17 protein-coding genes, 1 tRNA gene and 1 rRNA gene are annotated in these 23,071 nt (G+C 36.0%); 11 read left to right on the top strand and 8 right to left on the bottom strand.

All coding sequences use genetic code 11. The features are described from left to right. Positions 1-29 precede the first annotated feature (29 nt). A tRNA-Ile gene (locus FFWV33_RS10850) sits at positions 30-103 on the bottom strand. 140 nt (positions 104-243) lie between these two features. Then, a 16S ribosomal RNA gene (locus FFWV33_RS10845) occupies positions 244-1,757 on the bottom strand. A gap of 2,356 nt (positions 1,758-4,113) precedes the next feature. On the opposite strand from FFWV33_RS10845, the gene thrS reads away from it, so the two are divergent. From thrS to FFWV33_RS10805, 7 genes are all read left to right on the top strand, one after another. Then, positions 4,114-6,060, top strand: a complete 1,947-nt coding sequence (thrS, locus tag FFWV33_RS10835; protein ID WP_108740915.1) for a threonine--tRNA ligase — start codon at positions 4,114-4,116, stop codon at positions 6,058-6,060. A 97-nt stretch (positions 6,061-6,157) separates the two neighbouring features. Further along, a complete protein-coding gene (gene infC / locus FFWV33_RS10830) occupies positions 6,158-6,634 on the top strand; it encodes a translation initiation factor IF-3 (RefSeq protein ID WP_425433133.1) in 477 nt (158 codons plus the stop codon). Between the two features lie 98 nt (positions 6,635-6,732). Then, complete coding sequence (gene rpmI, locus FFWV33_RS10825) at positions 6,733-6,930, top strand: 50S ribosomal protein L35 (protein ID WP_022827375.1); 198 nt, start codon at positions 6,733-6,735, stop codon at positions 6,928-6,930. 176 nt (positions 6,931-7,106) lie between these two features. Further along, entirely contained in the window at positions 7,107-7,451 is a 345-nt protein-coding gene (gene rplT, locus FFWV33_RS10820; protein WP_108740913.1) for a 50S ribosomal protein L20, read from the top strand. A 143-nt stretch (positions 7,452-7,594) separates the two neighbouring features. Further along, on the top strand, positions 7,595-9,301 hold the full coding sequence (locus FFWV33_RS10815; protein ID WP_108740912.1) for a tetratricopeptide repeat-containing sensor histidine kinase: 1,707 nt from the start codon (positions 7,595-7,597) through the stop codon (positions 9,299-9,301). A gap of 35 nt (positions 9,302-9,336) precedes the next feature. Beyond that, positions 9,337-10,005 carry a response regulator transcription factor gene (locus FFWV33_RS10810; RefSeq protein WP_108740911.1) on the top strand — a complete coding sequence of 223 codons (669 nt, stop codon included), beginning with the start codon at positions 9,337-9,339 and terminating at the stop codon, positions 10,003-10,005. Between the two features lie 147 nt (positions 10,006-10,152). Beyond that, positions 10,153-10,515: a hypothetical protein gene (locus tag FFWV33_RS10805; protein WP_108740910.1), complete on the top strand. Its 363-nt coding sequence runs from the start codon at positions 10,153-10,155 to the stop codon at positions 10,513-10,515. Positions 10,516-10,614: 99 nt separating this feature from the next. Here the strand turns inward: FFWV33_RS10805 and FFWV33_RS10800 are convergent, their stop codons facing one another. The 6 genes from FFWV33_RS10800 to tgt all read right to left on the bottom strand — a co-directional run bounded on the left by FFWV33_RS10800 (position 10,615) and on the right by tgt (position 18,208). After that, positions 10,615-11,877, bottom strand: coding sequence for an asparagine synthetase B (locus tag FFWV33_RS10800; protein ID WP_108740909.1), 1,263 nt, complete (start codon positions 11,875-11,877; stop codon positions 10,615-10,617). Positions 11,878-12,069: 192 nt separating this feature from the next. Beyond that, positions 12,070-13,617: a replicative DNA helicase gene (gene dnaB, locus FFWV33_RS10795; RefSeq protein ID WP_108740908.1), complete on the bottom strand. Its 1,548-nt coding sequence runs from the start codon at positions 13,615-13,617 to the stop codon at positions 12,070-12,072. A 140-nt stretch (positions 13,618-13,757) separates the two neighbouring features. Continuing rightward, positions 13,758-14,711, bottom strand: a complete 954-nt coding sequence (locus FFWV33_RS10790; protein ID WP_108740907.1) for an acetyl-CoA carboxylase carboxyltransferase subunit alpha — start codon at positions 14,709-14,711, stop codon at positions 13,758-13,760. A gap of 286 nt (positions 14,712-14,997) precedes the next feature. Continuing rightward, entirely contained in the window at positions 14,998-15,897 is a 900-nt protein-coding gene (locus FFWV33_RS10785) for a DMT family transporter (RefSeq protein ID WP_108740906.1), read from the bottom strand. After that, positions 15,884-16,972 (bottom strand): LptF/LptG family permease, encoded by a 1,089-nt coding sequence (locus FFWV33_RS10780; protein ID WP_108740905.1) that lies wholly within the window; start codon positions 16,970-16,972, stop codon positions 15,884-15,886. The genes FFWV33_RS10785 and FFWV33_RS10780 overlap by 14 nt, the downstream gene beginning before the upstream one ends. Positions 16,973-17,077: 105 nt before the next feature. Then, entirely contained in the window at positions 17,078-18,208 is a 1,131-nt protein-coding gene (gene tgt, locus FFWV33_RS10775) for a tRNA guanosine(34) transglycosylase Tgt (RefSeq protein WP_108742528.1), read from the bottom strand. A 393-nt stretch (positions 18,209-18,601) separates the two neighbouring features. Here tgt and FFWV33_RS10770 point away from each other — a divergent pair, with 393 nt between their 5' ends. From FFWV33_RS10770 to FFWV33_RS10755, 4 genes are all read left to right on the top strand, one after another. Continuing rightward, entirely contained in the window at positions 18,602-20,164 is a 1,563-nt protein-coding gene (locus tag FFWV33_RS10770; protein ID WP_108740904.1) for a protein adenylyltransferase SelO, read from the top strand. A gap of 98 nt (positions 20,165-20,262) precedes the next feature. Then, positions 20,263-21,705: a T9SS type A sorting domain-containing protein gene (locus FFWV33_RS10765; protein WP_108740903.1), complete on the top strand. Its 1,443-nt coding sequence runs from the start codon at positions 20,263-20,265 to the stop codon at positions 21,703-21,705. 5 nt (positions 21,706-21,710) lie between these two features. Beyond that, the gene (locus FFWV33_RS10760) at positions 21,711-22,346 is read left to right on the top strand and encodes an HAD family hydrolase (RefSeq protein WP_108740902.1); all 636 of its coding nucleotides are present in this window, start codon (positions 21,711-21,713) and stop codon (positions 22,344-22,346) included. Between the two features lie 153 nt (positions 22,347-22,499). Further along, positions 22,500-23,066: an NfeD family protein gene (locus tag FFWV33_RS10755; protein ID WP_108740901.1), complete on the top strand. Its 567-nt coding sequence runs from the start codon at positions 22,500-22,502 to the stop codon at positions 23,064-23,066. Positions 23,067-23,071: the final 5 nt, after the last annotated feature.

The following is a 23,071-nucleotide window of genomic DNA, read 5'->3' as shown; positions in this document are numbered from 1 at the left end:
CTTCTAAAATTTCCTTTAAGTGTAAATAGTTGTCTCGGACAGACTCGAACTGTCGACCCCTACATTATCAGTGTAGTACTCTAACCAGCTGAGCTACGAGACACTCTTATTCTTAAATTTCTTTTTAATTCAATTTTTTTAAATTAACAGCAAGAGTAATAAATTCTCAATCTTTCTTTCCACTTTCTCTTTTCGTCTCTTTCCCTAACGTGTCACTTACGTAACTAACAATTAAGGCTCTAGAAAGGAGGTGTTCCAGCCGCACCTTCCGGTACGGCTACCTTGTTACGACTTAGCCCTAGTTACCAGTTTTACCCTAGGCAGCTCCTTGCGGTCACCGACTTCAGGCACCCCCAGCTTCCATGGCTTGACGGGCGGTGTGTACAAGGCCCGGGAACGTATTCACCGGATCATGGCTGATATCCGATTACTAGCGATTCCAGCTTCACGGAGTCGAGTTGCAGACTCCGATCCGAACTGAGAACGGTTTTGTAGATTCGCACCTGGTCGCCCAGTGGCTGCTCTCTGTACCGTCCATTGTAGCACGTGTGTAGCCCAAGGCGTAAGGGCCGTGATGATTTGACGTCATCCCCACCTTCCTCACAGTTTACACTGGCAGTCTTGTTAGAGTTCCCGACATGACTCGCTGGCAACTAACAACAGGGGTTGCGCTCGTTATAGGACTTAACCTGACACCTCACGGCACGAGCTGACGACAACCATGCAGCACCTTGTAAATTGTCTTGCGAAAAGTCTGTTTCCAAACCGGTCAATCTACATTTAAGCCTTGGTAAGGTTCCTCGCGTATCATCGAATTAAACCACATGCTCCACCGCTTGTGCGGGCCCCCGTCAATTCCTTTGAGTTTCAAACTTGCGTTCGTACTCCCCAGGTGGGATACTTATCACTTTCACTTAGCCACTGAAATTGCTTCCAACAGCTAGTATCCATCGTTTACGGCGTGGACTACCAGGGTATCTAATCCTGTTCGCTACCCACGCTTTCGTCCATCAGCGTCAATATATTGGTAGTAACCTGCCTTCGCAATTGGTATTCCATGTAATCTCTAAGCATTTCACCGCTACACTACATATTCTAGTTACTTCCCAATAATTCAAGTCAGACAGTATCAATGGCCGTTCCACCGTTGAGCGATGGGCTTTCACCACTGACTTATCTGACCGCCTACGGACCCTTTAAACCCAATGATTCCGGATAACGCTTGGACCCTCCGTATTACCGCGGCTGCTGGCACGGAGTTAGCCGGTCCTTATTCTTACGATACCGTCAAGACGCTACACGTAGCGTTGTTTCTTCTCGTATAAAAGCAGTTTACACACCATAGATGCTTCATCCTGCACGCGGCATGGCTGGTTCAGGCTTGCGCCCATTGACCAATATTCCTCACTGCTGCCTCCCGTAGGAGTCTGGTCCGTGTCTCAGTACCAGTGTGGGGGATCTCCCTCTCAGGACCCCTACCCATCGTAGTCTTGGTAAGCCGTTACCTTACCAACTAACTAATGGGACGCATGCTCATCTTTCACCGATAAATCTTTAATAGTAGAACCATGCGGTTCAGCTATACTATGAGGTATTAATCCAAATTTCTCTGGGCTATCCCTCTGTGAAAGGTAGATTGCATACGCGTTACGCACCCGTGCGCCGGTCTCATTATCCGAAGATAAATACCCCTCGACTTGCATGTGTTAAGCCTGCCGCTAGCGTTCATCCTGAGCCAGGATCAAACTCTTCATCGTATATTATTTGCTTATTGCTAAGCTATTTATTTTTGACTGAAGGTCTAGTGGTTTTTTAAAATCTCTCAATTCTATTACTCTTATTCTTTTGTCTTAAGATCTCTCTTAAAACGGCTGTCAATTCAATATGTCTAGGAACGTATTCTTATCTTGTTTTTTCGTTTCAATCAACATGTTAAACATGTTTCTCGAAGCGGGTGCAAAAGTAGAAAACTATTTCGTTTCTCGCAAGAAAAATTTAAAGTTTTTTTTTCAAGACCTAAATCTCATTTTCTTTATTCTTCTTACCAGTCTGTCAAATAACTTGTCTCATTCTGCGGGGTGCAAAAGTAATTCGTTTACTTTAATCTCACAAGCTTTATTTGATATTTTTTTTAGAAGAATTTCTTCCTCTATATCAGTAATGCTTGCCAGTGTGTCAGTGAACTTGTTCGTTGTTGCGGGTGCAAAAGTAGTGAGCCTACTCCGTTATTCAATACTTTTACCCAACCTTTTTTTAATCTATTTTTTAATCGGCTGGAAAAGTGAACTTTGAGTTTTAACGTTTTTACGGTTTGTGCGAATTTGGAGTTTATTTTGAGTGGTTTTATCGTTTTCTTTGTGTGAGTTTTGTTGGATTGGGTGGTTTTGATTCTTAGATTGGCTTTATTATATTGTATTTATAGCCTGTATTGCTTCTGATTCTATAAATTATGGTAGGTCTCACGGCTTTTATTACTTAATTTATATTTCAGAATGTATTTGATTAGAGCGGAAAGACCAGTTCTGCTCCCAGGATGATATGTCGTACCTACGGCACTACCTCGATGATCTAAATCTTTTTTACTACCGATATGTCATACCTAACGGCATTGTTTATACCAATGGTGAATTGTAGTTAATATATCGTTGCGCTCTAACCTCATGGACTCGCTACAACTATATATGATATGTAGCAGCATCATTCTACACATAGTACATTAAAATGAATGTAACTAGAAACGATATGTCTTACCTACGGCACAATCATGATGGTGTGATATTTTTTGGCTACCCAATATATCGTGCCTAACGGCACTAATTACACCAATAGTGAATCGCAGACAATATGCTGTACAATGTGAATTACTTCAATCTACTAAATTATTTATGGTGCCTGATGCTATTATTCTAAACGTACTATATCATGATGAACGTGACTAGAATTAAAATCCTAGATCTGCCTTTTGAATTAGTATGTCGTACCTACGGCAATACCTTGATCACGTGATAAAATTATTCTACCAATATATCATGCCTAACAGCATTGTTTATAACTCCGGCGAATTGTAGTTAACAAATTGTAGCGTGTAATCTTTTGGACTTACTATAAATATATATGATATCTAGCAGCATTATTCTAAACATAATACATTAGAATGAATTTCACTAGAAATGATATGCCATACCTACGGCACTACCTTGATGACGTAAATCTTTTCCCCTACCTATATGTCATGCCTAACGGCATTAAAGAATTTGATTAAAATATATGAAATTGCTTGTAAGCTGAAATTGGTCACTATTAATAAAATGCAGATTCATTAACACTCACCCAATTTTGCATACATACATACATACATACATACATACATACATACATACATACATACATACATACATACATACAAGCTATAACTAGAAAGCACTTGGATTCACTAAAAAACATTAAATACAACCTGTAATGCTTTATGACTAGAATAACGGATCATTCAGATTCTAAAGTTTCATTAGCAGTACAATGTTTAAATAGACGAATAGGCAAACATTTATTATAATTTAACGCAATGGATATTTATGACGTACATAACCAAGGATACAAAATAGATGGATTTAGAATATATACATCCATTGATAGCCCTGCAATTATAAACTGTAGCTAGACTCTAAATACTTCTACATCGAAAAGATGACTAATCTATTCAAATCAGTATAATATAGCTCGACATTTTTCAGTAGCTAACAAAGTATCCTACCATAAAGGTGCATAGGCTACAGTTTAATTCCAATTACATACCTATATTATGTAGTTTGAAATAATGCTTTAGGATATTAACAAAGAAGAACTACACTTCCCTCCTAGCCCCGGTAGTAGTGGAAATCCTTTTTTGAGGCTTTTTTTTGGCCGCAAAAAAGATTGGAGCGGATAACGGGACTGCATTAGCAAATGCAAACTGGATGTACTGCTCCCGAAAACAATTACTCAAACAAAACTGCATTGATTAAACCTATTATAACCCTACCTATATTATACACTATAATTTATCAAAACAAACCTATTATATATTGTATGTATTTTTGTAATGCGCTATATTTGCAATCTTAAATTTAATATACAATGATTAAGATTACTTTGCCCGATGGGTCAGTTAGAGAGTATGCGCCTGACGTAACTCCGATGGATGTAGCTAAAAGTATTAGCGAAGGTTTTGCTAGAAATGTAATTTCGGCATCATTTAATGGTACCACCATTGAAACTTCGACTCCATTGACCACGGACGGAAGTCTTGTTTTATATACATGGAATGATGAAGGTGGTAAAAAAGCTTTCTGGCATTCGACTTCGCACGTTATGGCGCAAGTTCTTGAGGAAATGTATCCTGGAATCAAATTGACATTGGGACCTGCGATTGCAAATGGTTTTTACTATGATGTTGATTTTGAAGAACAAAAAATAACAGAAGCAGACTTTAAGAAAATCGAAGATCGTGTTCTTGAAATTTCGAGAGGGAAACATGAATTTAAATTGCGCCCTGTAACTAAAGCAGATGCTTTGGAGCTATATAAGGACAATGTTTATAAAACAGAGTTGATTACCAACCTTGAAGACGGTACAATTACTTTTTGCGACCATGATACCTTTACGGATTTGTGTCGCGGAGGTCATATTCCAAATACTGGAATCATAAAGGCTATGAAGGTAATGAGTGTTGCGGGTGCATATTGGCGTGGAGACGAGAAAAACAAGCAATTGACTCGTGTATACGGTACTTCTTTTCCAAAACAAAAGGATCTAACAGAATATCTAGCATTGCTTGAAGAGGCAAAGCGTAGAGATCATAGAAAATTAGGTAAAGAATTGGAATTATTTGCTTTTTCACAAAAAGTAGGTGCAGGTTTGCCGTTATGGTTGCCTAAAGGCGCTGCTTTGAGAGAAAGACTAGAGCAATTTTTGAAAAAAGCACAGAAAAAAGCAGGTTACGAGCAAGTTGCGACACCTCATATTGGACAAAAAGAACTTTATGTAACTTCGGGCCATTATGCAAAATATGGTGCAGACAGTTTTCAACCGATAACTACTCCTAACGAAGGTGAAGAGTTTTTATTAAAACCGATGAACTGCCCACATCACTGTGAAATCTATAACGTACGTCCTTGGTCTTATAAAGATTTACCTAAGCGTTATGCTGAATTTGGTACTGTTTACCGTTACGAGCAAAGTGGTGAGCTTCATGGTTTGACACGTGTGAGAGGGTTTACTCAAGATGATGCGCATATTTTTTGTACTCCGGAACAATTGGACGAAGAGTTCAAGAAAGTAATCGATTTGGTTCTTTATGTATTTGGATCATTAGGTTTTGAAGATTTTACAGCTCAGATTTCGTTAAGAGACAAAGAGAACAGAGAAAAATACATTGGTACAGACGAAAATTGGGAAAAAGCAGAAAGCGCTATTATAAACGCTGCTGCTGACAAAGGTTTACGAACTGTGGTTGAGTATGGCGAAGCCGCTTTTTATGGCCCTAAGCTTGACTTTATGGTAAAAGATGCTTTGGGAAGACAATGGCAATTAGGAACGATTCAGGTTGATTACAATTTACCAGAACGTTTTGAATTAACATACAAAGGATCTGACAATGAATTGCACCGACCAGTGATGATTCACAGAGCTCCATTTGGTTCCATGGAACGCTTCATTGCTATCTTGCTAGAACACACTGCAGGAAATTTCCCATTGTGGTTAATGCCTGAACAGGCTATTATCTTGTCTTTGAGCGAGAAATATGAAATATATGCCAAAAAAGTTTTAGATTTGCTAGAAAATCACGAAATTCGCGCCCAGATTGACAACAGAAATGAGACAATCGGGAAGAAGATTAGAGATGCAGAGATGCAGAAAATTCCGTTTATGCTAATTGTAGGTGAGGAAGAGGAGAAAAATGGTACGATTTCTATCCGTCGTCATGGCCAAGAAGGAAAAGGAAATATTACGATAACAATAGAAGAATTTGCTGCTATTGTTGACGAAGAGATTAAAAAGACATTAAAAACATTTACAGTTTAACTTAAATTATAAAGCCATAGCAATAAGAAGCAATAGAGGTTATCAACCTCGCGTAGAAAAAAAGGATGCTCATAGAATAAATCAACATATTCGTGGGTTGCAAGAAGTGAGACTTGTTGGTGAGAACATCGAACCAGGAGTTTTTAAACTTGCTGAAGCATTGAGATTAGCAGACCAATTTGAATTGGATCTTGTAGAAATTTCGCCTAATGCAGAACCACCGGTTTGCAAGATTATGGATTACAAGAAATTTGTTTACGAGCAAAAGAAACGTGACAAAATCTTAAAAGCTAAATCAACACAGGTAACTGTGAAGGAAATTCGTTTTGGTCCTCAGACAGATGAGCACGATTATGAATTTAAAAGAAAAAATGCTGAGAAATTCTTGAAAGAAGGATCAAAATTAAAAGCATTTGTATTCTTTAAAGGTCGTTCTATCATTTACAAAGACCAAGGTCAAATCTTGTTGTTAAGATTAGCAACAGATCTAGAAGAATTTGGTAAAGTAGAAGCGATGCCAGTTTTGGAAGGAAAGAGAATGATTATGTTCATTGCTCCTAAGAAGAAAAAATAAGCTCTTGGCTATTAGCCTTTAGCTAAAAGTTATCAGCCAAGAGCTAATAGCTAGAAAATATAAGTAAGTAAGAATAAATTAAAAAACACTAGGAAAAAATGCCTAAAATGAAAACCAAATCTAGCGCCAAGAAACGTTTTAAAGTTACTGGTTCTGGAAAGATTAAAAGAAAGCATGCTTTTAAAAGTCACATCTTGACTAAAAAATCTAAGAAACGTAAATTAGCCTTGACACACTCAGCGCTAGTTCACAAAACAGATATGAAAAGTATCAAACAACAATTAAGAATTATATAATTGTTAATCGTTAAAAGTTATCTGAGCAGAGTGTCAAAACTTATAATAGGTAACTTCTAACCTCTAACTTTTTTTTAACTTCTTTAGGTTAAAACAATTTAAAATAACCTTGGAGTATGGCTTTTAAGTTCTCTTGATTAAATTCGGGACGCCTGCTACAAAAAAACATAAAAATTATGCCAAGATCGGTAAATTCAGTTGCTAAAAGAGCAAGAAGAAAAAAAATAATGAAGCAAGCCAAAGGTTTCTTTGGTAGACGTAAAAACGTTTGGACAGTTGCTAAAAATGCGGTAGAGAAAGCAATGTGCTACGCTTACCGTGATAGAAAAGTGAACAAAAGAAATTTCCGTGCATTATGGATTCAACGTATCAACGCTGGAGCTAGATTGGAAGGAATGTCTTATTCACAATTCATGGGTAAAGTAAAAAAGAACAATATCGAATTGAACCGTAAAGTTCTTGCAGATTTGGCTATGAACCACCCAGAAGCATTCAAAGCTGTACTTAATAAAGTAAAATAAACGTTTTATCAACTCGATTTAAGATTACTTACTTATATAGAAAACCTCATCCGCCTTGCGAGATGGGGTTTTTTTTTGACCTAAATCCAATGTTTTGATTGCCGAACAGAATGTAGAATTAGAAAAAATTGTATATTCGATTTATGATTGCTCCAAAATACCACACTTACCTCCTACTTCTAATCGCAGTATCCCTACAATACTGTGATCAAAAAAAACCTCATTTTGAGAAGGCCAAAATAGATCGGAAAACAACCGATAGCCTAATCAATAGAGCTGACAGCTACTTTGCAAAAATAGACTATGATCAGGCTATTGAATATTATTACAAAGGTAAAATAGCAGCGGAAACTAAGAAGGATACTAGTCGGATGTTTTACTCATTACTTAGTATTGCGATAATTCAATACTATCAAACAGATTTTAGTAATGCAGAAAAGAGCTGTATTGATGGATTGGAGTTACTAAATAACGATATTCATGATCCACGTAATTATGATATTTATATAAATTTAGGTAACATTTACACCTTACAAAAACAATTTCATAAAGCACTAAGTTGTTTTCAAAAGGCCTCAACCTTTAGACGCAAGAATAGTAAAGATTTTCTAAACATAGAAAATAATATTGCATGGGTATATTTAGAAACAAAAGACTTTTCAACTGCTATCCAAAAACTTGAAATTTTAAACAAAAATCTTTCTTTAGAAAGTAACAATTATCTTAAGTCAATTGTACTAATGAACCTTGGTCATTGTTACTCCTCAGTGGGTGATAGAAAAGGAATTGCCTTTTTACATAAAGCTAGGCGAATTACACCAAAGAATGAGAACTCTATTGTAACAGCAAATAATTTGTATTTGTCACAGCATTACTCAAAAACAGATATAGATTCATCTAATTATTATGCACTGCAAGCTTATCAGTGCGCAAGCAGAATAAAGGCAACTGATGAGCGATTGCTCTCACTATACAGCCTAATTCAAAATTCTAAACCTGATGCATCAAAGCAATACGCCATACTATACCTTAAAATTAATGATAGTATTACCAAAGTACGTAACAATTCTAAAAACCTATTTGCAAAGCTAAAGTATGATTTCAGTACCTTCGAAAAGGAAAATAGTTTGCTTAAAACTGAAAAAATACTTTTGAATGAACAACAGAAGAATAAAAATAGTATAGCCGGTTTAATAACCATCATTGGTATCTTGCTAACCACTTTAATAATTCGTAATTTACTTTCCAAAAATAAACAAGAAAAAATTCGAGCAACTATAGAGACTGAGTCACGCATTTCGAAACAAATTCATGATGAATTAGCCAACGATCTATATCAGACCATTGCTTATGGCGAGATAAATGATCTTTCGGAAACGGAAAATAAGCAGACTATATTAGAAAAACTGAATAAAATTTACAATCGAATTAGAGATTTTTCAATACAAACTAAACCTATCGAAGTTGGGACAAGATATGAGAAGGATTTAAGAATCATGATGACTGATTATTCAAACCTTGATACTAATATCATAGTTAATGGCTTAGATCAAATAGATTGGAGCAAAATTACATCCCAAAGTAAAGTTGACCTTTATCGCATTGTTCAGGAATTATTGGTCAATATGAAAAAACATAGCAATTGCAGCGTCGTTTTATTTCGATTTAAAAAAAATGAATCATCGTTACACTTGAGCTATTCGGATAATGGGAAAGGAAATAACAGCCCAACCTTGGAATTTGGCGCTGGACTAACGAACATTCAAGAGCGAATACATCATAGTAATGGAACAATCACCTTCGAAACCGATACGAGCGGCTTTAAAGTTTCAATAGAAATACCTACTTAAAAATAAATATAACCTCTTTTAAAAACGCCCCAAATATGTTTAAGAAAGTTCTAATCACAGATGACCTCGACATCGTTTGTGACACCGTGCAAACCGTTGTGCGGCAATTGAGTATTGACGATATTCATCTCGCTGCGTACTGCGACGATGCCTATTTAAAGATCAAAAAATCATTAATCGAAAAAAAACCATTTGATTTACTCATCACCGACTTATCCTTTAAAGATAATTTTCAGAAAAACAATATCAATAATGGAGAAGACCTAATTGCATCGGTAAAGAAAATCCAACCGAGCCTTAAAATTATAGTTTTTAGTGTTGAAGACAAGTCATATCGCATTCGATCATTATTCGAAAAATATGCCATTGATGGTTACATTATTAAAGGTCGCGATAGTATTCCGAATTTAAGTACTACAATCGTTCAAGCTTTTTCTAATATTAAACCAGTGATGCCAATCGAAATTGAAAAACTACTCAAAGAGCAACAACTTATTGAGATTGAAGATTATGATATTTTTATCTTGAAACTGATGGCGAAAGGTAATACATTGGGTGAAATTTCGGCAGCTTTTAAATCAAAGAAAATACAACCTAGCAGTCCTAGCAGCATTGAAAAAAGAATAACTAAATTAAAAGTGTACTTCAAGGCCGTAAATAATGTACAGCTTATTGCTACTACAAAAGACCTAGGATTGCTATAATGATAATTTAAAAACTATTGCAATGTGATTACATATACAGAAAAAAAACGAAAATTAAAATTTTATAAAAAAAGGATCAAAATGAGGTTTTCCGCAAAGAAATGAAATAAAGTAACGTTAAGTTTGTAAAATAAAATGATGCCCCTCATGAAATTACTTACTACAACTTTGATGTTACTAACTCTAATTTCTTGTAAAAAAGAGGAAAAGTTAGCAGAAGCTCCTATTGTAAAACGGCAACAATACGGATTGCGCATGAACAAAAGTCAAAATGGCTGCTATGGTTATGCTCCAAAGACCTACCGTTATGATTATTCGGCAACGGGTACAGATGAAAACGGCCATGATGTGTCAGGTGACTTGAATCTCAATGGAAAACTAGGAGAAGGCCAAGTATACAGCACATATGAAAAACAAACGTTTGATGTCGTTGTAGAACCTGCACCTGGTCGCAATAAAGCAATTGCTACAGATGCCAACGGAAACAAATATTTTTTGGATCTCAAATAAGTCCAATTAAAACTAAAAAATGCTATTCTCAAAAAGAATAGCATTTTTTTATCTCAAACTATATAGTCCGACATTTGTTTTGTCAAGCGCATAACTACTTTATGTTTTTTGTTTCTTTTTACGAGCAGCAGGAAACAATACATTATTAAGGATTAAACGATATCCAGGAGAGTTAGGATGTAGATCCAATACCGTTGGTGGATCACCTACTTGATGCTGATAATCCTCGGGGTCGTGACCACTAAAAAAGGTGAACATACCTTTCCCTTTCTCACCATGAATGTAGCGTGCCTCACCGTTGAGCTCACAAGTTCCCATGACAAGGACGTTCGATTTAATCAAACTAGCATCAAAAGCTGTAGTTTGTCCCATAAATCCTTTGACCAACTGTGTGTGATTCTGACATAACATACTCGGAATAGCATCCCATTTTGCAGAAAACTGCATCAAGGTAAAATAATCTTTATCCATGGGCACACGTCTGGTTTCTGTCATATCGATATCTGAAAATTCATATTTCTCAGGTCTTCTTTCTAAAGTAAAATCCTTGAAAGCAAACGAATTTGCAAAAATTAGCTTGGATTGGTAATTAGCCTCTGATGGATCTCCGTCAAACATTGGTTCACAAATATCTACACCATCAGCAGTTAAAGCAATATCAAAGCTATCGGTAGCAGAACACATCGCAAACATAAAACCACCACCGATTACAAAATCTCTAATTTTTTTTGCTACTGCGCCCTTTTCCTGCGATACTTTGCTGTAGCCTAACTTTGCAGCCATTTCTTCAGCACTCTTTTTTTGTTCAATATACCAAGGCGTACTTTTAAAAGAAGCATAAAATTTTCCGTATTGTCCCGAAAAATCTTCATGATGCAGGTGTAACCAGTCGTACATAATCAATTGATCACTCAAAACTTCTTCATCATATATGGGCGTAAACGGAATTTCGGCATAGGTAAGTACTAACGTTACTGCATCATCCCAAGGTTGTTTGCCTTTCGGGGTATATACAGCAATTTTTGGCGCTTTTTCTAATACAACCGTTTCCATATTTTGAGATGGGCTGGCAATTTCGTTTAATATCGAATTTGTATCAGCATCAGATAGTATTTCAAAACTTACTCCTCTTACTTGACATTCCTTTCGAATATCAGACGCATCTGGCAATAAAAAAGAACCACCACGATAGTTGAGTAACCAACTTGCCTTGTATTTTTTTTCTAAACACCAAAAGGTAATACCGTATGCTTTGAGGTGGTTTTGCTGTGTAGTATCATCCATTGGGAGTAAAATAAAAGATGCTTTTACCGAAAAGGATACCAGAATTAATATTAAAATGCTTGTGCTTTTTAAACCCATTATTGACTATTTTACTCAAAGATAAAGGAATTTATACGAATTGCACGCAGATCATTGGTCAAACTAAAAGTAAAGTATCCAAAAATATTTAAAGACTGTTTTATAATTTTATCCAATTGGATAGAAACAAAAAAACTTTGCTTTAGTATTTCTACATAAGCAAAGTCTAGTATGATTTATTTTAAAAGAGTATTAAAACGGCATGTCACTATCATCATCATCGTCATCATTAAAAGTACTTCCAAAAGCTTCATTAGCTGATGGGAGGCTTTTACTTGAAAATGGATTATCATCCTGATTCATTGATGAAGGCAAATCATCATAATTTCCGCTAAAGTCATCAAGATTATCAAACTTACCAAGATGCCCGATAAACTTTAAACGAACATTTTCGATTCCACCATTACGGTGTTTAGCGATCATAATTTCAGCTTGTCCTGTAGTTGGCGAAGCTTCATCATCATCCCATTCTTCAATTTTATAGTATTCTGGACGGTACAAAAAGGAAACGATATCGGCATCCTGTTCAATCGCCCCAGATTCACGAAGGTCGGAAAGTAGTGGTCTTTTACTAGATCCACGGGTTTCAACAGCACGCGAAAGTTGAGAAAGTGCAATAACTGGCACATTTAGTTCTTTTGCCAAAGCTTTTAAATTTCGAGAAATAGTAGAAATCTCTTGCTCACGGTTTCCTCCTCCTTTACCGTTTCCACCCGCAGTCATCAACTGCAAATAATCGATAATTATAATTTTGATTCCGTGTTGCGATACCAAACGTCTAGCTTTTGCTCTAAGGTCAAAGATCGAAAGTGAGGGCGTATCATCAATATAGAGTGGTGCTTTTTCTAAATTTTTCACTTTGGTACTCAACATCGTCCACTCGTGAGGTTCTAATTTTCCGGTACGTAATTTTTCGGAAGGAAGTCCCGTTTCAGACGAAATTAAACGAGTAATCAGCTGTACAGATGCCATCTCCAGAGAGAATAATGCTACTGGATGCCCATAATCTATTGCCATATTTCGGGCCATAGAAAGTACAAAAGCAGTTTTTCCCATCGCAGGTCTCGCAGCGATAATAATTAAATCACTTGGCTGCCAACCGGAAGTCAATTTATCGAGATTAGTAAAACCTGTTTCGACACCACTTAACCCTTCTTGCTTACTAATTTCTTCAATTTTCTTTTTCGCTTGGAGTACCAAACTTTGTGCAGTCTCAGAACTACGTTTGATGTTACCTTGTGTAACCTCATATAATTTCGATTCAGCTTGATCTAATAAGTTGAAGACATCTGTAGTTTCATCATAGGATGCTTCTATAATTTCTGTTGAAATTCGAATTAAACTACGTTGAATAAATTTTTGAAGTATAATTCTAGAGTGAAATTCAATATGGGCAGAAGAGGATATTTTTTGCGTAAGTTGAATCAAGTAGAAATCTCCTCCGGCTAATTCTAATTTTGCATTTTTTCTTAATTGAGCCGAAACGGTCAATAAATCTATTGGTTGTGTCTCGGTAAACAATTCTACAATCGCCTCAAAAATATGTCTATGAGCCTCCTTGTAAAAAGCATCGGGCTGCAAAATATCAATTACGTCATCAACTCCTTTTTTATCAATCATCATGGCTCCTAGAACCGCCTCTTCCAAATCGATCACCTGTGGAGGTAACTTCCCTTTTTCCAGACTAATAACTGCTGATTTATCCGCTTTTGCCGGATATGCATTCTTGAAATTTTCCATGTAACGAAAGTAACGTAATTTATAAAAATAAGAGAATTTAGTTGTTACAAATATTTGTTTACAACTTGCTCATTTTTGTTTATAACCAAAAAAAAATCCGAAACGACAAGGCTTCGGATTTAATTATTAAAAGTAAGTTTTTACTCTTGAAATTCACCCATAGCACAATATTTAGCCATTCTCTGTGCGATTAAGTCCTCTGTTGATAAGTCTTTCAACTCATTGAATCCTTTCAAGATATATTCTTCAACTGTTTTGAAAGTTGTTTCTCTATCATAGTGTGCTCCACCAAGTGGCTCAGGAATAATATCGTCAACTAAATTTTGTCTTTTCATATCTGCCGAAGTCAGTTTCAAGGCATCAGCGGCTATCTCTTTGTATTCCCAGCTTTTCCATAAAATAGAAGAACAAGATTCTGGAGAAATTACAGAATACCATGTATTTTCAAGCATGTATACTTTGTCTCCTACTCCAATTCCTAATGCTCCACCAGATGCACCTTCACCAACAATAACGGTAATGATAGGCACTTTTAAACGAACCATTTCGAAAATATTTCTAGCAATAGCTTCTCCTTGTCCTCTTTCTTCAGCTTCTAATCCAGGATATGCACCAGGAGTGTCAATTAAAGTAAGAACTGGAATATTGAATTTCTCTGCCATTTTCATCAATCGCAAAGCTTTTCTATACCCTTCTGGATTTGCCATTCCAAAATTTCTATACTGACGTGTTTTGGTATTAAATCCTTTTTGTTGACCAACAATCATAAACGATTGCCCGCCAATTTTACCCAAACCACCAATCATCGCTTTATCATCTTTAAAGTTACGATCTCCATGTAATTCTAGGAAACTTTCGCCACAGATAGCTCTAATGTGATCTAACGTATAAGGTCTACTTGGGTGCCTTGACAATTGTACTCTTTGCCATGCAGTAAGGTTTTCGTAGATATTTTTCTTGGTATCAATCAGTTTTTGGTTAATTTGTGTACAGGTTTCTGTAACATCAACATCTGACTCCTTACCAATAACCTGACATTTTTCTAACTGCTCTTCTAATTCTTTTATTGGAAGCTCAAAATCTAAATATTCCATAGGATTTGTGCGTTTAAATTTTATTTGGATTGCAAATATAAAATTTTATATCGTTTAATACTTTTATTTTCTGTTTAACTATCAACATCATTGGCTTTTTATTCCATTTAAAGCCCTTATTTTGCTATCGCAGGTCGTTATAATTACTATTATCATAATTCAAACGAATTTATAGTGTACATACAACTGTACTTTCATAATGCGAATAACTATGAATCTTAATGAAGACCAATAAGTATTTCATATTTTCATTAATCTAATATATTTCGAATTTAGGCTGTCTAGATTATTCTCTTACTGCTTTTTTACTCCATTTTCGTTTGTTTTTGTACACGCCATTCATAATTACCATCACCAAAATAAGCAAGGCACCGATGTAGAATCCAAAACTCATTTTTTCTTTATCGCCTAAAATTAAATAGGCTAGTACAATCCCGTAAACAGGCTCAAGATTCGTCGTTAGCATTACGGTATAAGGCGAAAGCTTTTCCATTACCTTAACCCCTGCTGTAAATGCATAGGCAGTGCAAACAGAGGACAATGCCAGTAAAACCATCCAATCATTAGTACTTAAGACAAAAAAGTCTGCTGTGAAGCGTTGTTGGCTTATATAATAGATACTAATAAAAAATACACCCGACAAAAACTCATAAAATGTGATTACAGTAGCATCATGCTTCTGAATCAATTTTCCGTTAAAAATAGTGAACAAAACACCAATTAATATAGAGATAAAGGCATACATCATACCCTCGAGATAATGGACCTCAACCTGCATAATCAATCCTAAACCAAGGATTGTTATGAGGCCAAAAAATACTTCGTAGGCAATTATTTTTCTACCATAAAAAAGTGGCTCCATCAACGAGGCTAAAAATGCTCCTAACGAAAATATGGAGAGCGTAATGGATACGTTTGAAACTTGAATTGCTTTGAAGAATAATATCCAATGCAGGGCAATTAATAAACCTACAAAGACTAGCTTCATAAAGAAGTTTAGACCTACTTTGAATGACTTTTTTTTATAAAGAATATATAGTCCCAAAAAGCAAGATGCCATTAGCATTCTGTACCAAACAATTGCACTTGATTCAATTGTTAAAAGCGCACCTAAAACGGCTGTGAACCCCCAAATAAAAACTATAAAATGAAGGGTTAAGTAACTTTTGAGACTATCGTTTTGCATTTCGAAGTAAAAATATTGCTAAAATTCCAAAAATAAAATTAGGAAACCAAACGGCTATAAACGGAGAAAATGTTGTTTTCTCTGCGATAACCCCAAAGACTTTATCAAAAAACACAAAGCCAAAAGCAATTGCGATTCCGATGGTTAGGTTCATTCCCATTCCTCCCCTACGCTTCATAGCAGATACAGAAACGGCTATGATCGTAAGTATAAATGCAGAAATAGGTACACTAAATTTCTTGTATAAAACCACCATATAAATATTGATATTAGAAGAACCTCTGGCTCTTTCTTTATCAATAAAAGCCGTCAGTTTATCCAAGGTCAACGTTTCTGCAATGTAAATCACCGGCGTCAAATCTTCAAGCTCAAAGCCGAACTTTGTTTTCTTTTCAGGCTCTCTTACAATAACGTCCCCCAAAGCACCCACTGTTCTTTTTTTGTAATCATACATGGTGTAGGTACTATCTGCTGGGTTCCACTGTATTCTACTAGCAGTGATTTTCGAAACCATTTTATCCTTATCGAATTTTTCTAACGAAAAATTAAAAGCCGTTTTCGAACTCGCATTATAGCTGTTCACATACAAAAAATCGGTATCATTAATCTGCCTGTATACGTCTGTGTTATCACCCCGCATGGCTTGTTGCCCATTTGTACGTAGATAAGTATACCTGAAATTATTAAAACCCTCACTAGAAACGGGCACTACAAAGAAGCCCATAATCAACACAAAAATCGATACCAATGTAGCACCAATAATATAGGGTCTCAAGAACCGTGTAAATGAAATTCCCGAACTCAAAATGGCTATAATCTCTGTATTATTAGCTAGTTTGGAGGTAAACCAAATAATAGACAAAAACAGAAATATAGGGAATAAATTGTTGGCAAAGTAAATCGTAAAATGGTAATAGTAGACTGCAATTTTAAGAAACGGCACCTTATTTTCGATCATGAAGTTGATCTTTTCAGACACGTCAACGATGATCCCAATAGGAACGAACATCGCCAACATGGTCACAAAAGTGGCCAAATATCTCTTTAAAATGTACTTATCTAATATTGTTAACATACAAAAAGTTTAAGGTTAAAAAAGTTTAAAAGTCTTCGTTTTAAAACTGTTGCTAATTCTTAGTACAAATTAGCAACTTTAAACAAAAAAACTTCAAACATTTTTTTACAAACGTTGGCTCATATTTTTGACCATCATGTCTTTCCAAGTTCTAAAATCACCTGCAATGATGTGTTTTCTAGCCTCACGTACCAACCACATATAGAAACCTAGGTTATGTATCGTAGCAATTTGTTTCCCCAAATACTCATTAGCTGCAAAAAGATGGCGCAAATAGGCTTTTGTATATTCTGTATCTACCCAAGTAATTGCCATGTCATCAATAGGAGAAAAGTCTGCTTCCCATTTTTTATTTTTAATATTGATCGTACCATTTGCTGTAAACAACATTCCGTTTCTAGCATTACGGGTAGGCATCACACAGTCAAACATATCGATACCTAGTGCGATATTTTCCAAAATATTAATCGGAGTACCAACACCCATTAAATAACGAGGTTTGTCCTCAGGCAAAATTGCTGTTACAACCTCTGTCATAGCATACATTTCTTCTGCAGGTTCTCCAACAGATAGACCACCAATAGCATTACCAACTTGGTTTGTGTTGGCGATATATTCTGCCGATTTTTCTCTCAAATCTTTATAAACACTTCCTTGTATAATCGGGAAAAAGTGTTGGTTATAACCATATTTCATGGGTAATTTATCCAAATGTGTAATACATCTTTCCAACCAACGGTGCGTCATATTCATTGAGCGACGTGCGTAGTGATAATCACATGGATAAGGCGTACATTCATCAAATGCCATGATAATATCAGCCCCAATGGTACGCTGAATTTCCATTACATTCTCGGGCGTAAAAACGTGGTAAGATCCATCAATATGTGATTTAAACTTCACACCGTCTTCCTTAATTTTTCTATTCGATGAAAGTGAATATACTTGATACCCACCAGAATCAGTCAAAATAGGACGATCCCAATTCATAAATTTATGCAATCCACCTGCCTTTTCCAAAATTTCAGTTTTGGGTCTAAGGTATAAATGGTAGGTATTCCCTAAAATAATATCTGGATTAATATCTTCACGCAATTCTCTCTGGTGCACACCTTTAACAGATGCTACCGTACCAACTGGCATAAAAATAGGGGTTTCAATCACACCGTGATCTGTCGTTATACTTCCTGCTCTAGCCTTAGACTGCGGATCTTTTTTTAATAAATCAAACTTCATACTTCGTTTTTTGTACCGATTGTTCACCCGACCATTCGGGAGCGCAAAGATAGTTTAATTTCGAAAAGTACCCGTATTTTAAATTCTAAAGTCGTATATAAAATAATACACTTCAAAAATTATTTGGGCATGCCCCTGCTTCCACTCCGTTTCACCAGCGTCGGGCTTTTCGTTCCAATCTTTTTTAAGGCAAAAAAGCCTCAAAAAAGGATTTCACTGCAATCCCTCATGCAAAACACTAGAAACATATTAAAGTCCTATTTTTCATTGTTGTCAGTTTACATTAGCTACTAAATTATTCTTCTCAACTTTTACAATTCGATAATTTTTAAAAACCTTATCCAAGCACAGCACTACATTAGTATTCGTATCTTTGTATTAAATAAAACGCTCATGAAACTCAACATACAAGATACCTTCAATAAAGAATTACCAGCAGACCCAATAATGACCAATAGCATCAGACAGGTAGAAAAAGCTTGCTTCTCTTTTGTTACCCCTACCAAAACTGCAAATCCAAAAGTGCTACATGTTTCGCCCGAAATGGCAGAAAATATCGGAATCACAATCGAAAACACGCAATCTGACTATTTCAAAAATATTGTTACTGGTAACGAAATCCTACCCAACACCCAACCCTATGCTATGTGCTACGGTGGTTTTCAATTTGGTAACTGGGCAGGTCAACTTGGTGATGGACGCGCAATTAATTTGACCGAACTGTTGCATAACAACCAACGCTGGGCAATACAACTCAAAGGCGCTGGTAAAACACCTTATTCTAGAACCGCAGATGGATTAGCCGTTTTACGCTCCTCTGTACGGGAGTACTTGTGTAGCGAGGCCATGTTTCACCTAGGTGTACCCACTACCCGTGCCTTGTCTCTCTCCTTATCAGGTGATCAAGTGCTACGTGATATGTTGTACAACGGAAATCCAGCTTATGAAAAAGGAGCTATTGTTAGTCGCCTTGCTCCTAGTTTTTTGCGTTTTGGTAACTACCAAATCTTTGCTGCTCGACAGGATTATGAAACTTTAAAAACTTTGGTAGACTATACAATTAACCATTTTTACAGTGATTTAGGAAGCCCTTCAAAAGAGACCTATTTGAAGTTTTTTCAAGAAGTAACAAACAGAAGTTTAGATATGGTTTTGCATTGGCAACGCGTTGGTTTTGTACACGGCGTCATGAATACCGATAATATGTCAATTCTTGGACTCACAATCGATTATGGCCCATACGGCTGGCTCGAAGGTTATGATTATGGATGGACTCCCAATACGACCGATGCGCAAAACAAGCGCTACCGTTATGGCAAACAACCCGAAATGGTTTTGTGGAATCTCTACCAGCTTGCCAATGCGCTCTACCCACTTATTGATGAAGCAGCCGGACTCGAAGCTGTTTTAGAAAGTTACAGAACACAGTATGACGTAAAATATTTGAACATGATGCGTTCCAAAATTGGTTTGTATACGGATCAAGAAGGCGATGACAAATTTATTCAGTTACTCGAAGAAAACTTGCATTTGATAGAAACAGATATGACCATTTTTTATCGAAATCTAAGTCAGTTCGAAAATGGAAAGCCTGAAAATGGAATTGCGATTATTCAAGATGCATTTTATCAGTCGGTAGAAGAATATCCTGAAGTGACAGCAACATGGACGCTTTGGTTTGAACAATACAACCAAAGATTGGTTTTCGAAAACGAAACAAACTCAGAACGTAGCGAAAAAATGAATGCGGTAAATCCTAAATATGTTTTACGCAACTATATGTCGCAACTTGCTATTGACGCAGCCGACAAAGAAGATTATAGTTTGATTGACGAATTGTTTCAACTGCTTAAAAATCCGTATGCTGAACAACCGGAACAGCAAAAATGGTTTGCTAAGCGCCCTGATTGGGCTCGTGATAAGGTAGGTTGTTCCATGTTGTCATGTAGTTCTTAATTTTCGAAAAAAAGAAGCAAATCAATGTCTGCTAAAATTTAATTAAGTAGTATATTTCAACGGCAAAATAGTATTTCCTTAACCAAGAACTTCTTCCTATGAATACAAAACTACATTATTTCATCTTTCTCCTATCGTTTATAGCTACGGGACAAATAACAACCCCAAATAAAAATCTTAAAACGAGTTCGAAGGAAGTAACTAAGGCATACTACTACCGTGACAGTATTGTATCTATGCAACTTTTCATGGGGGTTGATAAGAAAATGGACAGTATCAAAACGTATCATGCAAATGGCAAAAAAAATGAAGTTTTTTACTTTGACGCCATGGGATTAATGGATGGTGCTGCGGACCAGTTTAATATCGAAGGAGAAAAAATGGTTTCCACTACATTTTTATATGGAAAAATAAGCGGTAGAATCGATTATAAAATTCCTTATGAAAATACCAGACAGGAAGATACTAGAAAGAAGGCCTTAGAAAATTTGGTGGAAATAAATAAAAGAACCAATTTCAACCCAACTTCTTTAAAAGACATTTACGCAAGAGCGCACCTATATAAGAAATTAAATAATTACACGCTTGCTATTTTGGATTTTAAAAAACTAGAGAAAGTACTAGACCTGTCTTTAAATGATCTGAAGAAAAAGGCTCCCGATTCGATAAGAGCAAAATTAATAGTAAAACAAACTGTTGTTTATGATGCGCTGGCAAACATTTATTCAATGTTTGAAGTGCAAAACACAGCGCTTCATTATTACACCAAAGCCATAAAAACTTCTCCAAATGATTATAGGGTATTGTATAATTTCACAAATTATCTAACCAAGATTAAATCCTATCGCTTATCTGAAACCTATTTAAAGAAAATACTAGCAAAAAGCCCACAACACGGACATGCAAGATGGGGAATATCGTACCTATACTTACTTTTACAGGATTATGAAAAAGCTTTGTACTATGCCAATTTGGCTTTAGAAAAAGAGGCAAATATTATAAAAAGAGAAGGCGGCAATTATGACAATGGGCCATGCATCAAAGCAATTCGAGGATTGGCTTACCACAAACTAGGCGAAACGGAAAAAGGAATCGCAGATCTTACAGAGGTTTTGAATAGAGCGCAAAACAATAGCTACGCCATGAAAAACTTAGGTATTATCTACCTCGATCAAGAAAAGTATCAAGAAGCTTGTACCTTATTTCAAAAAGCTAAAGCACTTGACTACGTAAAGTTGTATGACGATAAGGATTTTGAGCCACTGCTACTAGCCGCTTGCAACGGTAAAAATAGTGCAAGTCAAGCAAGTGTTTCTAAACAGCCTTTTGTTTTTCCAAACCCTGTACAAAATAATCTAACTATCATGAATTACGAATTCAAAACTTTTGATTTTGAGTTTTTTGATTACCAATCCATCTCTGTCTTACATGGTCGCAGTATTGATGGCGAAATAAATACTAGCGCTTTACCTTCCGGTTTTTATATTCTGAAAATTTATAACAATCCGTACCCACAAACTTTCAAAATCATAAAAGAATAAAAATAATGAAATACAAATGCATCCTCTTTGATTGTGATGGCGTAATTGTCGACAGCGAAAGCATCTCCAACTTGACATTGATCGAAATGGCGCAAACCGTTGGCGTAACCCTGACAGAAGAATTTGTTATGGATCATTTTCTAGGGAAATCGTTGGCCTTTTGTTTTAAATATATTCAAGACCAGGCCAATCAAAAACTCCCTGCGAACTTTGAAACTGAGTTTCGAGATCGTACTTTTCATGCCTTTAAAACCCGTTTACAACCTATACCCGGTATTCATGCCCTTTTAAATAAAATTGATATTGATTACTGTGTTGCCTCAAATGGTCCGAGAGAAAAAATTATTGTAAACCTCACCACGGTGCATTTGCTAGATAAATTTGAAGGTAAGATATTTAGTGCCTATGACATTAACAGCTGGAAACCAAACCCTGAGTTATACCTACATGCCGCCAAAAAAATGGGATATTCTATTGCCGATTGCGTGGTTATAGAGGATAGTCCGGCTGGTGTACAAGCCGCATTGGCAGGTGGATTTGCAGTTTTTGGTTATATAAATGCACACAATAAAGTAGCTTTTGAAGAGATGAAAATTCCAGTTTTTGACAACATGGAGCAACTAGATCAATTACTGACTTAATTTGTGTACACATCATTGGCATCTCGTTTTAGATATTGAAAAATAAATAATTACTTAGAAATAATTTTTTTGGTACGTATTTTCAGTATGTTTGTATTTCGACCAACCCTCCTTTTTATAAATTATAATTACCCCCAATTTAATTTAAATTTTATGGAAATATTCGATACTTTACCACCATTACTGGCAACATTTTGGTATGTAGCCATTCCAATTAGTGTTATTTTTATCATTCAAACCATCATGACCTTCACAGGAGCAGACGGATCTGATGGTATTGATCCTGATTTTGATGGCGATTTTGACGGAGCCGACCATCCGTTTCAGTTGTTTTCATTGCGCAACTTGATTCACTTTCTACTCGGTTTCAGCTGGACAGGAATCTCTTTTTTTACTTTGATCGAAAATGAAAAATTACTCATCGCATTATCTGTGGCAGTGGGTTGTTTGTTTGTATTTATATTTTTTATGATCATTCAACAAGTACAAAAACTAGAAGAAAACAACTCCTTCAAAATCGAAAATACATTGAACAAAACCGCAGAAGTGTATCTAAAAATACCTGCGCAAAGAACAGGTAAAGGTAAAATCCTGATTAGTATCAATGGTGCTTTCCATGAGCTTGATGCCATGTCTGAGGCAGACGCGATCCCAACGGGCAGTACCGTCAAAGTAGTCAAAATTGAAAATGAATCCTTATTATTTGTAATCCCGTTTTAAAACCA

This window comes from Flavobacterium faecale, from assembly GCF_003076455.1.
GTDB classification, from domain to species: domain Bacteria; phylum Bacteroidota; class Bacteroidia; order Flavobacteriales; family Flavobacteriaceae; genus Flavobacterium; species Flavobacterium faecale.
The sequence above is the reverse complement of the archived record's forward strand: the minus strand, read 5'-3'. Positions and strand labels throughout refer to the sequence as shown.